The 11,906-nt window shown below is 40.0% G+C and carries 9 protein-coding genes; 3 read left to right on the plus strand and 6 right to left on the minus strand.

Annotated elements, in window-relative coordinates:
* The 3 genes from H5072_RS03345 to H5072_RS03355 form a co-directional block, all read right to left on the minus strand.
* Positions 1–1,529, minus strand: a 1,529-nt coding sequence (locus tag H5072_RS03345; protein WP_182692701.1) for a LapD/MoxY N-terminal periplasmic domain-containing protein, incomplete at its 3' end; no start/stop codon positions are given.
* On the minus strand, positions 1,529–2,236 hold the full coding sequence (locus H5072_RS03350; RefSeq protein ID WP_182692702.1) for a transglutaminase-like cysteine peptidase: 708 nt from the start codon (positions 2,234–2,236) through the stop codon (positions 1,529–1,531). The genes H5072_RS03345 and H5072_RS03350, both read right to left, overlap by 1 nt.
* Before the next feature lie 129 nt (positions 2,237–2,365).
* On the minus strand, positions 2,366–2,824 hold the full coding sequence (locus H5072_RS03355; RefSeq protein WP_182692703.1) for an LPP20 family lipoprotein: 459 nt from the start codon (positions 2,822–2,824) through the stop codon (positions 2,366–2,368).
* Between the two features lie 140 nt (positions 2,825–2,964).
* Between H5072_RS03355 and H5072_RS03360 the strand changes: the two genes are divergently transcribed.
* Positions 2,965–4,158: a flagellar assembly protein FlgT gene (locus H5072_RS03360; RefSeq protein WP_182692704.1), complete on the plus strand. Its 1,194-nt coding sequence runs from the start codon at positions 2,965–2,967 to the stop codon at positions 4,156–4,158.
* Here H5072_RS03360 and H5072_RS03365 read toward each other — a convergent pair.
* Positions 4,142–5,044, minus strand: coding sequence for a LysR substrate-binding domain-containing protein (locus tag H5072_RS03365; protein WP_182692705.1), 903 nt, complete (start codon positions 5,042–5,044; stop codon positions 4,142–4,144). The two genes, H5072_RS03360 and H5072_RS03365, sit on opposite strands and share 17 nt — an antisense overlap.
* A gap of 113 nt (positions 5,045–5,157) precedes the next feature.
* Here H5072_RS03365 and H5072_RS03370 point away from each other — a divergent pair, with 113 nt between their 5' ends.
* The gene (locus H5072_RS03370; RefSeq protein ID WP_182692706.1) at positions 5,158–5,886 is read left to right on the plus strand and encodes a glutathione peroxidase; all 729 of its coding nucleotides are present in this window, start codon (positions 5,158–5,160) and stop codon (positions 5,884–5,886) included.
* A gap of 81 nt (positions 5,887–5,967) precedes the next feature.
* Entirely contained in the window at positions 5,968–7,416 is a 1,449-nt protein-coding gene (locus H5072_RS03375; RefSeq protein WP_182672506.1) for a dihydrolipoyl dehydrogenase, read from the plus strand.
* A gap of 203 nt (positions 7,417–7,619) precedes the next feature.
* Here H5072_RS03375 and H5072_RS03380 read toward each other — a convergent pair whose 3' ends face one another.
* The gene (locus tag H5072_RS03380) at positions 7,620–9,332 is read right to left on the minus strand and encodes a thiamine pyrophosphate-dependent enzyme (RefSeq protein ID WP_165723556.1); all 1,713 of its coding nucleotides are present in this window, start codon (positions 9,330–9,332) and stop codon (positions 7,620–7,622) included.
* A complete protein-coding gene (locus tag H5072_RS03385; RefSeq protein ID WP_220488493.1) occupies positions 9,332–11,005 on the minus strand; it encodes an FMN-binding glutamate synthase family protein in 1,674 nt (557 codons plus the stop codon). Before H5072_RS03385 ends, H5072_RS03380 begins: the two co-directional genes overlap by 1 nt.
* Positions 11,006–11,906 lie beyond the last annotated feature (901 nt).

Below are 11,906 nucleotides of genomic sequence, written 5' to 3' on the forward strand. Positions count from 1 at the left end.
TCAACCGAAATCAGCTCACTTGGTGGCTCAATACTATACTGAGCAACCAACGCCTTAATTAATCCCCAATCTAAACGCGCTAATAACTTTAAGCGATTAGCCCATTGGTAATAATAACTTGCCCGATATATTTGCCCGCCAAGCTCTAGGCTCAGTCCTAATTGATTTTGCATCAACTGCCCCGTAAAACTCGTTATTGGGTATGTGTTAATTTCTAGCGCTTTGTTATCTAGAGCTTCTTCTATTGCATTTTGCCAACTCGTTGCATCATCAAATAACTCGCTTTTTTGTTTATTGTCACTTACTTTTGCTTGAACACCTGGTTTATTATCGGCTGATTTTAAAAGTTCATCGGCTCGTTTTAATACATCAAACCGCGTGTCATTCTTTTGTATGTAAGTGCAACTATGCGGTATAGCTAATTCAATATTTTTATACTCTTCAATAAAAGATTCATGAAGCCTAACTACTTTTTTACTCAATACCTCAATATCATCAGTATCACTAAACAGTACAGTAAAGTCATTATGTGATATTCGGGCTATGTAGTTTTCTGAAAAGTGTGCTTCATTTGATTCTAAAAACTCGATTAAAACCTGCGAAAAACGACGTAAGAAATTAACCATTTCTACACGGCTAATTTGTTCGCTCATTTTATCTAGGTTTACAACCCGAAATAAAAACAAGGCGCCATGGGCATGATCTTTCGATTTTTGTAAGTGGGCCTCAAGCGTTGCACCAAAGTATTCTCTATTTGCTAAACCAGTTAGCTCATCATGTTGTGATTTAAATCTAAGCTCTTCTAAACGTTTACTATCTTCTTTAATAATACGACTAAAACGGGTAGATAATTGGTTCATAGATTGCACTAAACGTGCAAACTCAAATGTACGAGGGACGGTGGATTTAATAAAACGTTTTTCACCAAATGCATTAGCCTGATACACAACATCATCTAGCGGTTTTAATATCCTACTTAAAAAGTAAGCACTAACTACACAAGCAAAAAAAGCGACAATTAAAAAACTAAAAAATAGTTTAAGCGCACTTTCCCATAAGGCTTGCTCAGCATATTGACTATGGCTTTCTATAAACAAAGTTCCAAATTGCTGCCAACCATTATTTACTTGCCCAACTCCTGGTTGAACATTTAATCCATACATTGCCCTAAACCACTTAGGAGCCGTCGCTTTAAGCTCATCGGTAAATGTGCGTTTAACAATCACCTCACCATTCGGGTTTTGTAGCTCTATTCGCTTATAGTGACCGGTATCAAATGTGGCTGAAACTAATAATTCAAGCTCAACGGGGTCTTTGTCTAATTGACTGATCATCAACGCAAGTGAGCTGGCGTTATCTACATTTTTTAAGTACAGCTGGGTCGAAAAATAACTTTTAGCCGAATTAGTACTAATTAAAACACTACTTATAAAGCCCACAAAAATAACAATTAATAATGCAATCCATAGCTCTTGCCTGAGTGTTATTTTTCGTTTTTTAAGATACTTAGATAAGGAAAATGATGCCATTACCACATAACTCCTTCTTGGGTTGTCTGCTCCAAAATTTTACGCCAGCGTGAAAGTCTTGCTGTTGGGCTGGCTACACTTTTGGTTGAATTATTAGCCCATAAACCTTGGCTGTTAAAGCTAAAAACAGGGCTTAAATCTACACGTTTTGCAGCAGGTAAAACCTTTGTTATTAAACTGTCTAAAATAAGTGGCTGAGCGTTTGGTGTAGCAAAATAACCTAACACCATATGCGCTTGCGTTTTGTTAGTGCCCGCAATTTTTGCTTTTACATAAATAAGGCGTAACTTGTCGTCGCTCACACCTAACGCTCTTAAGCTGATATATTTTGCTATTGCGTAATCTTCACAATCACCGAGGCCTCTGCCTAATGTTTCTAAAGGGGTTGCCCAATAATCGTTTTGTTTCCATAGCAAAATATCTGTCTGGTAGCGTAAATTACGCGCAAAAAAATCATTAACAATAAGAATTTGTTGTTGCTCTGGCTTGTTTTGAGTTTGCACCAACATGCTTTGCCAGTTGCGTGCAACCGCCGCTCGCGCAGGTCCATATTTTTGACCCATGAGCTCTATAAAGGTATTAAATTGAATAGTTAGTCGACTTGCAAGCACACCACTGGAGAGTACAAAAAACAGCAATAGGTAGCGCAAATTGGCTTTGCACCATATAAATAATTGAGGATTTAAATGACTTGGCTTAATCGCCATTTACAGAGCCACTGTTAATATAAGTGGCAATAAAATACATCTGTTGAGCACTACGCAATCTGCTTAAAATTAATCCTAACAACAGCATAGCACTCAATATAGGAGGATGAGATATTTTGAATAACTTTTTTAGTAGTACGTTACTTTTTTAACTTCGCGTGGTTTTACTTCACCTATGTATAAATCGTGCACACGCTTCATATTAAGCTCAAGCTCGGTCACGTAAGTATCATCTACTGCGTAAGTTTTAATTATTTGTGCACCTTTAATAAGCCCCTGCACTTTACTTTCTAAGTAATCGTCTTGAGCAATTGAGCCTTCCACCGTTATTCCTGCGGTAATTTTTTGCCCATAGACTTGCTCAGTAAGCTCCCGGTAAGCTTCAAGCTTAGAAGCCTTAATGGCCATAAGTTGCTTTTGCGACAAGTTAGCACCTTTTTGCAAGCTAATAGGTGCATACCCTATCGCTTTTAAAACGGGGTAATTATTTGGCTCTACATATTTATATTCAACATGCTTATCAAAAACGCTGCTACAACCACCTAAGGTTAAACACCCAAGTGTGATAAGTAATGAAATTGCTCGCATAGCATTTAGCCCTTGTATAGTAATTAGCAGTACATATGCACGTTTAATGCCATTTATAGCATTACTAATAATTACCAAATAACATTGGTACAGTCCTTGCTCTACCTAGTTAATAGCTAACGTTTAATTGGAGTAAAGGTATGAAGTCGTTTTTATCATTGGCATTTGCAGGGTTAAGTGCAACGGCATTATTAACGTTCTCCCCTTTTACTAAAGCACAGTGGTATGAATCAACGGGTCACGCAAACGTCCAAAATGGTGATACAAGCGCTGCTAAATCTGCCGCTATAAAAGATGCGATTACACAGGCGTTAGTATTCTCTGGCGCACGGGTTAGCTCTGTGCAAACCTTGGTAGATGGCGTGTTGATGCAAGATCAGCTAAAAATTAGCAGCCACGGCGAAATTCAAAAAATTGAACTGGTCAGCGAAAATAAATACGACAATAAATTTGCCGTTACATTACGGCTCGATATTTTTTCTCAAACAGAGCAATGCCCACAAAATAGTTTTAATAAGTTTGTGGCCGTTACACAAAGCCAACTTGTTCATCGTGAACACGCCAAAATGGGTCAAATATTTGACGTAAGCAAAGCGATTAGCAAAAATATTTTTACTTCCCTGCAAAAATCAAAAATGAGCGCAGTACCTATTGCTTACTATAATAATGCAATAAGCGTTGATAAGTACTTTTCGCAACAGCACGACTATTCAAATGCCCAATTAGAAGAAATATCTTCGCGCAGTAACGCTCAATATGTTCTGCTTAGCCAAATAACCAGCCTTTCAACTAGCGACAAACTCAATAACGATTATGCATTTTGGCAAGACGAGGCGTACGAGCGCAGTTACAACATTGAATTTGTATTATTTGATGGCACTACCTATGAGCAACTTTGGCAAAATAGTTACCATACTCAAGCAATTTGGCCATTTGAAAAAACAACCATAGTTGACGTTAATAGTGATAGGTTTTGGCAATCGCCTTATGGGCAAAGCATAACCGATATCAACCAAGCAGTAAGTTATGACATTCAAGCAGCCATGGCGTGTTTGCCAACTCAAGGCAAAATAATGCACATGGAAAATAGCAAAATCGTTATTAATTTAGGTAAAGCTCATGGGTTAAAAAAAGGCCAGATGCTAAGCATTGCGCACCATAACTATTTAACCGACGCGGCAGGTAATGTTATGCCACACACCATCACCACGCTTAATAAAATTCGCGTTGAGCAGCTTTATCAGCAAACTGCAGTAGCTGTCAGTATTGATGACAAACCACTACCTGGCGTGCAAATTAACGATGTAGTAGAAATAATCAGCCAAGATCTTTAGTTAATTTAGCTTTTAAATTAGGGTGAGCCGATAACCACTTGCCCAATTGTTCTACACCCGATAAATGCGGATAATGCTTTCTGCATGCAAACACCACATTACGCTGCTGATTAGGGAATATAGGCAAGTAATCAATCCCTACACGGTCGGTACATGCCAGTTTTGGTACAAATGTAATACCGTCATCCATGGCCACTAACGCTAATAATGTTTCTAAACTATTACCTTTATACTGGTTAGATACATCGACTCCCGCAGAAAAACAAAACTTTTGGGCTTGATCTTTAAAGCAATGACCATCACTTAACATTAGAAGGCTGCACCCTTGAAGGTCGCTCAACGCCACTTTTTTATGCTTAGAAAGCGCGTTATCTTGTGATACCGCCACTAAAAAATCTTCTTTGTATAAAGCAACAGTATGGTAATTAATAAGCTCTGGCACATCGGCTAAAATAGCAAAGTCGAGTTCGCCATTATTTAAAGCTTCTAAAATTGTTGCTGTTTGCATCTCAATAAACGAAAACTGACTATCAATAAATGCCGCTTTCATTGATGTTAATAACGCAGGCAACAAGTAAGGCGCAATGGTAGGAATAATACCAATAGTTAATTTACCTTGTAGAGGTTCGTTAGAAGTAGCAGCAAGTTCTTTGAGTATTTGCGTTTGTTCTAAAATAATCTCTATTTGCGTCAACAAACGTTCACCTTTTGCTGTTAACGTAACTTGTTTAGTTGAGCGGTCAAATAAAGTAACGCCAAGCTCATGTTCGAGTTTTTTTACTTGGCCACTTAATGTAGGCTGACTTACAAAACATGCATTGGCAGCTTTGCGAAAGTGCTTGTATTGCGCTATTGCTTTTACATATTCAAAATCTTTTAAGTTCATATTCAGCTCCACATGATAGTTTATAACTATCAGTTTAATACAAACAAACGATTGGAACTATATTTAATTGTTCGCCATAATGGCTATCAACAAATCAAGAGGAATAAAAAACTATGTTAAACAATATCGAAGGTCAAACAGTCCCAAGTGTTACATTTGCAACTCGTCAAAATAACGAATGGAAATCAGTAACAACAGATGAAATTTTTAAAGGTAAAACGGTTGTAGTGTTTTCACTACCTGGTGCATTCACACCAACATGTTCATCAACTCACTTACCACGTTACAACGAATTAGCAGGCGTACTTAAGCAAAACGGCGTTGACGAAATTGTATGTTTATCAGTAAACGATACCTTTGTAATGAACGCATGGGCTGAGCATCAAGAAGCGCAAAACATTACTTTATTACCAGACGGCAACGGCGAATTTACTGACGGCATGGGCATGTTAGTAGACAAAAACGATCTAGGCTTTGGTAAGCGCAGCTGGAGATACTCTATGCTTGTTAAAGATGGCGTGGTTGACAAAATGTTCATCGAACCAGATTTACCAGGTGACCCGTTTGAAGTATCTGACGCAGACACAATGCTTGATTACATCAACCCTAAGCAAGCTAAACCAGAACCTGTAAGCATCTTTACTAAACCTGGCTGTCCTTTTTGTAAAAAAGCAAAAGAGCTTCTTGCAGAAAAAGGCTTCGCATATGAAGAGATTGTTATGGGTGCAGGCGCATCACTAACAAGTCTAAAAGCTGTATCTGGTCGTGACACTGTTCCACAAATATTCATTGGTGGTAAGCACATCGGTGGTTCAGACGACTTAGAAAAATACTTTGCTTAATTAAGTAAAAAATAGCAGGGGCGTACGCGCCCCTCTATATCAATCTCATCGCTTAGATTGAAAATAATAAAGGATACCACTATGAAAGAATTGCAAACCGATGTTGTTGTTATAGGCGCTGGCACTGCTGGTTTAAGTGCTTATCGTAATGCTAAACAGTTCACACAAAATGTATTAATGATCGAATCAGGCCCATACGGCACCACATGTGCACGTGTTGGTTGTATGCCAAGCAAGTTATTGATTGCAGCCGCCGAAGCCGCACACGCAATTGAAATGGCACCTGCATTTGGTGTTCATAGCTCAAAGCCTGTCATTGATGGCAAAGCAGTTATGGCACGCGTTAAAAGTGAACGAGATCGTTTTGCAGGGTTCGTAGTAGAAGCCGTAGATGAATTACCAGATGGTGATAAAATTCGTGGTTACGCTAAATTTTTAGACGCAAACCGCGTACAAATAGACGACCATACAATTATTACAGCAAAACGCTTTGTAATTGCCACCGGTTCACGCCCTTCATACCCTGGCGTATTTAATAACTTTGGTGACAAACTTATTATAAACGACGACGTATTTGATTGGGATGACCTACCAGAATCAGTCGCTGTATTTGGCCCTGGTGTAATAGGTCTTGAAATTGGCCAAGCACTTAGCCGACTAGGCGTAAATGTAAAACTATTTGGTGTAGGCGGCGCAATTGGCCCACTTACAGATCCAGTAGTAAAAGACTACGCAAATACTGTTTTTGCTGAAGAATTTTTTGTAGATACCGACTCAAACGTATCTGACATGATGCAAGTTGGTGACAAAGCACAGCTAACTTACACCGACAAACAAGGTGAAAAACACACCGAACAGTTTGACTACGTACTTGCAGCCACAGGCCGAGTACCTAACGTAGATAAACTAGGCCTTGAAAACACAGGCATTGAACTTGATGAACGCGGCGTACCGCACGCAGACACGCACACAATGCAGTGTGGTGAGTCGAACATATTTATAGCAGGCGATGCAAGTAACATGCTACCACTGCTACACGAAGCATCTGACCAAGGTGCTATTGCAGGTCAAAATGCAGGGCGCTTCCCAGATGTACGTATAGGTCTGCGCAGAGCAAAAATTGCAGCTGTATTTAGCGACCCACAAATAGCCATGGTCGGCGAAAGCTACAAGCAAATTACTGACCGATTAGGCCCATGCGGTTGTTTTGAAGTAGGCGAAGTAAGCTTTGAAAACCAAGGCCGTAGCCGAGTAATGCTTAAAAACAAAGGTCATATGCGTGTATATGCAGAGCAAGGTACAGGCTTATTTTTAGGTGCAGAATTTATTGGCCCACAAGCCGAACACATCGCTCACTTATTAGCTTGGGCTGTACAAAACAAAATGACCGTACCAGAAATGCTTGATATGCCATTTTACCACCCAGTAATTGAAGAAGGGTTACGCACCGCTCTTCGCGACTTAAACGCCAAACTTAAATTTGGCCCAGACATTGTAAATTCATGTATGGAATGTGGCCCAGGCGCATAGCCTATTTACCACACATACAAACTTGCTAAGCAAAAGCCAAAACATCTGTTTTGGCTTTTTTATGTATTTTTTTAAGCTGACCTCTCAAAAAAATTTAGTTGTTACACTTAATTGTTAATCGAATCAAAAAAGATAAAAACATCACCTAGTTCTAGCGCAATTTTCTTAACGTTAGATAGACTCTCTATATAAGCAGATTTGTATTATTTAATAAAGTTATCTCTGAGTAACGACACTACTTCGTTAGTACGACCATTTAGTACTGCTTTAAGGCCAAATAAAGCCGTAGAGGCTACCTGCCCTGCTTCTATTTTAGGCGGCATGACTAACTCCATTCTATTTACTTTTACTTCTAATAAAGCCGGTCCTTTTGCATCTAGCCATGCGCGCATCGTTGAAGGCAGTTCATCAGGGTCTGATACTTGCCAACTGTGCAAGCCAATTTGCTGTGCTAATAGAGCAAAATTAGGGTTCGAGAGACCTGTGTAACTATCAAGTAAGCCTTCTACCCTTTGCTCCATTTCTACAAAGCCGAGTGAGTCATTGTTAAAAATTAAAATTTTAACTGCTATTTTCTCTTGCACTAAGGTAAGTAAATCTCCCAATAACATGGTGATCCCGCCATCGCCACACATTGCTATTACTTGCCTATCAGGATATGCATTTGCAATTCCTAATGCCTGAGGATACGCATTTGCCATAGTACCATGCAATAAACTGGCTAAAAAACGGCGCTCTCCTGTAGCCTTTAAATGCCTTAATAACCAAACCATTGGACTTCCTCCATCGGCGGTAAAAATAGCATTATCAGTGGCCTGTTCACTGAGTAGCTGCGCCAGGTACTGCGGGTGAATAAGGTCAGAGTCGTGTTTTGCCTTTTTATTGTAGCCCTGAGTGTCTTTTTTCCACTGCTCAAGCGATTCATTCAAATGTCTATTATCTGATTTTTGTTCAAGTAGTGGGGTTAACGCAGCTAAAGTATCTTTAACATCGCCCACTAAACCAAGTTCGATAGGCGAACGGCGCCCTAAATGGTTAGCCTCTTTATTGATTTGCACAATACGGGCTTTTTCAGGATAAAATTGGGTATAGGCAAAGTCAGAACCTAAGCAAATTAACAAATCGCAATCGCTCATTGCTTGCACTCCTGCAAGATTTCCTAAAATCCCTGTCATACCAATGTTAAAAGGGTTATTAGGCTCTACAAATTCTTTTGCTCGCGAACTATGAGCTATCGGAGCGTTTAACTTTTTTGCCAAAGTAATAAGTTGATCATGCGCCTTTCGGGCGCCAATACCTGCGTAAATGGTAATGCGCTTTGCATCGAGAATCATACCAGCAAGCTTTTTGAGTTCGTCGTCACTTGGACGAATAACCGGTTGAGGCTGGTGAACCGACCAAGGCAAATCATCATCTATTTTCTCCTTAAATACATCGCCATTAACTACAACCACCGCCACCCCCTTGTGTGCCAATGCCGCTTGAGCTGCCTGGGTTACGATACGCCGAGCTTGATCTGGGTGGCTAATACGCTTACAAAATACAGAGCACTGCTCGTAAATTTTGGTTTGGTCCAACTCTTGTGGAAAATCCATTCCTTCCTCCGCCCTATCAATGTTGGAGGCTATTAAAACAACAGGGGCACCATTACGGTGGCTTTCAAAAATACCATTTACAAAATGTAAGCTGCCAGGTCCACACGTTCCAGCACAAACAGCAAGCTGCTCTGTCATATAAGCTTCTGCACCGGCGGCAAAGCCACCTACTTCTTCATGACGTACATTGACCCACTTTAAATCGGTGTGCCTAATCGCATCAGTAAAATGATTTATTGTGTCGCCAACAATACCATAACAACGTTTTGCTCCCGCTTGTACGAGAGTGTCTGCTATAACGTGTGAAACTGTTGTACTCATTAGTAATGTCCTCTTTTATGTGCTAATAACGTTGTTCCCATTGCATCGGTTAAATTTTTAATTGGCTTAAATGTATCTTTAGAAGCAGCTTCCCACCAATCGCAATACGCTGTATCGCCAGGGGTATCAAGCAAACTGTTAGGAGGTAAAAATGGATGGACTTCCATAATTGACTTAGATTGTGCTGCATCTATGCGCGTTATAATTTGATGGGGATCTAACTCACTAGGATGAACGCCACCGCAGGAGCCCACAATTTCACCTAATGCAGCTAACGTTTTAGAATGAAACAGCGCTGCTCTTTGTGATTGTATTTCTATATCTAACGAGCGTTGGCGCTGTGGATCTTGGGTGGTGATCCCCGTAGGGCACGTCCCTTTGTCACAACGCTTAGCTTGCACACAACCAATGGAAAACATAAACGCACGCGCGGCATTACACCAATCAGCGCCTAAAGCAATATGCTTAGCCATGCCCATACCATTATAAATTTTACCACTGGCACCGAGCTTTATATGCTTCCTTAACCCCGTACCCACTAACATATTTTGCATCATTACTAAACCATCCTCTAAAGGCATACCAACCCAATCCGACAATTCATTAGGTGCAGCGCCCGTACCGCCTTCTGCGCCATCGACCACAATAAAATCAGGGTAAATTTCAGTGCTAAGCATAGCTTTACCCAACGCCATAACCTCGTGGGGCATACCAACGCACAGCTTTAACCCTACTGGCTTACCGCCAGAAAGCTCACGCATATGTTGTGCAAATTCAAGTAATTCAACGGGTGTTGAAAAAGCAGAGTGCCCAACGGGCGACAAACAATCTTCATGAGCGGGAACTTTACGGGTGCGGGCTATTTCTTCAGTTACCTTAGAGCCTGGTAACAAGCCACCATGGCCTGGTTTAGCACCTTGACTAAGTTTTATTTCAGTCATTTTTACTTGTTCACTTTGTGCAGTATCAGCAAACTGCTTTGGATCAAAATTGCCGTGCTCGTCGCGACAACCAAAGTAGCCAGTGCCTAACTCCCATACAATGTCGCCACCATGCTTTTTATGATACTCACTAAGCCCTCCTTCCCCGGTATCATGATAAAAGTCACCTATTTTAGCGCCTTTATTTAATGCCTCAACTGCTCTACCCGATAATGCGCCGAAGCTCATTGCCGATATATTTAATAAGGATGCTTCATAAGGTTGGCTAGATTGCTCATTACCAATAGTTACCCTTGGCTTAGTATCTGGCTGAGATTTAGGTGCCATAGAGTGGCAAACCCACGTATAACCGTCTTCTTTTACGTTGCGTTCTGTACCTAAAGGCCGCGTATCACTTTTACCTTGCGAGCGAGCATAAATAAGATTACGCGCTTCAAAACTGTAAGGTGTACCTTCTAAATCATCCTCCACAATGTATTGGCGTAAAAATGGTCGTAAGTCGTAAAATATGTGCCTTATCCATGCTATTACCGGATAATTTCTAAGCAACGTGCTACTAGTTTGCAACCTGTCTTTAATGCCTAGTGCCACAAAAAAACCAGCAATAATGATGACGAATATTGAGAGGTAATTATAAGGATTTAAAAACAGAACTAGCACTAACACAATCAATGCACTGATCGGTAAAAAAGCGCGCATTAATAAATGAAAAAAAGAAGCCATTTGTTTCATTATCGTATTTCCCTTTCTTTTGAGTGAGCAAAAGCAAGGTGAAAGCATATACTAACCCAAGCTCGAGCAATTAATAATCTACTCTAGGGACACACTATAATAAGCAAACTGAACAAAAACTGATGAAAGAGACTAAAAAAGAAACAAACAAAAATGGGCTACGCTCAATCAACTAATAGCAATTGCATTAAATAAGTGATCTATTATAGCGCTAAGAAAATAGCACAATGACAAGGCAAAATTGTGATGTATAAAGTCAAAATTTGATGATCATATACAAAGCTCCTAGAGTTTTTCGATATAGTTGTGTTGACCAAGACATAAACGTTATCAGAGGAGCTTAGTATAAAACTATATGGTGGGGTGGAGTTGACTTGCATTCAAATAATAGTGTAATTCCTATCATTAATGAACAGGGTGAAACGCTTAACTGCAATCGTTTAAATAATGACATCTCTGTCATTTTATCTTTTTAGCCCCTTATAAATACAAGCTAGCAGGACTTGTTGTTGAATCAACATTTAATTTGTATTGGTTAGTTGATGCATTAATAGCTGCAAAGTTTAAACTTCACTTAGCGAATCCAGCTGCAACCCAGCAATACTCTGGTTAAAAATATACCAACGAGCATAGTGATGCACGCCGGTTAGCTGAAATGCTAAGTCTAGATATACTCTCTGGAGGCTATATTTATCCCCGAGAACTCAGGGCTGTTCGAGATTTAATGCACAAACAAATGGACATTGTTCAACAGTCCACTAAAAACTTATTATCGGTGTAAAGTTGTTATATGCGTCATCTTGGTTATAAGCTCGGTAGCAACAAAATGACCGTACCAGAAATGCTTGATATGCCATTTTACCACCCAGTAATTGAAGAAGGGTTACGCACCGCTCTTCGC

Source organism: Pseudoalteromonas sp. SR45-5 (assembly GCF_014163565.1).
Lineage (GTDB): Bacteria > Pseudomonadota > Gammaproteobacteria > Enterobacterales > Alteromonadaceae > Pseudoalteromonas > Pseudoalteromonas distincta.

What these genes read in the sequence shown, in the direction of transcription:
- H5072_RS03370 (WP_182692706.1), top strand. Translation starts at nt 5,158, where the DNA reads ATGTTAAACAATATCGAAGGTCAAACAGTCCCAAGTGTTACATTTGCA.
- H5072_RS03360 (WP_182692704.1), top strand. Translation starts at nt 2,965, where the DNA reads ATGAAGTCGTTTTTATCATTGGCATTTGCAGGGTTAAGTGCAACGGCA.
- H5072_RS03380 (WP_165723556.1), bottom strand. Translation starts at nt 9,332, where the DNA reads ATGAGTACAACAGTTTCACACGTTATAGCAGACACTCTCGTACAAGCG.
- H5072_RS03355 (WP_182692703.1), bottom strand. Translation starts at nt 2,824, where the DNA reads ATGCGAGCAATTTCATTACTTATCACACTTGGGTGTTTAACCTTAGGT.
- H5072_RS03350 (WP_182692702.1), bottom strand. Translation starts at nt 2,236, where the DNA reads ATGGCGATTAAGCCAAGTCATTTAAATCCTCAATTATTTATATGGTGC.
- H5072_RS03385 (WP_220488493.1), bottom strand. Translation starts at nt 11,005, where the DNA reads ATGAAACAAATGGCTTCTTTTTTTCATTTATTAATGCGCGCTTTTTTA.
- H5072_RS03375 (WP_182672506.1), top strand. Translation starts at nt 5,968, where the DNA reads ATGAAAGAATTGCAAACCGATGTTGTTGTTATAGGCGCTGGCACTGCT.
- H5072_RS03365 (WP_182692705.1), bottom strand. Translation starts at nt 5,044, where the DNA reads ATGAACTTAAAAGATTTTGAATATGTAAAAGCAATAGCGCAATACAAG.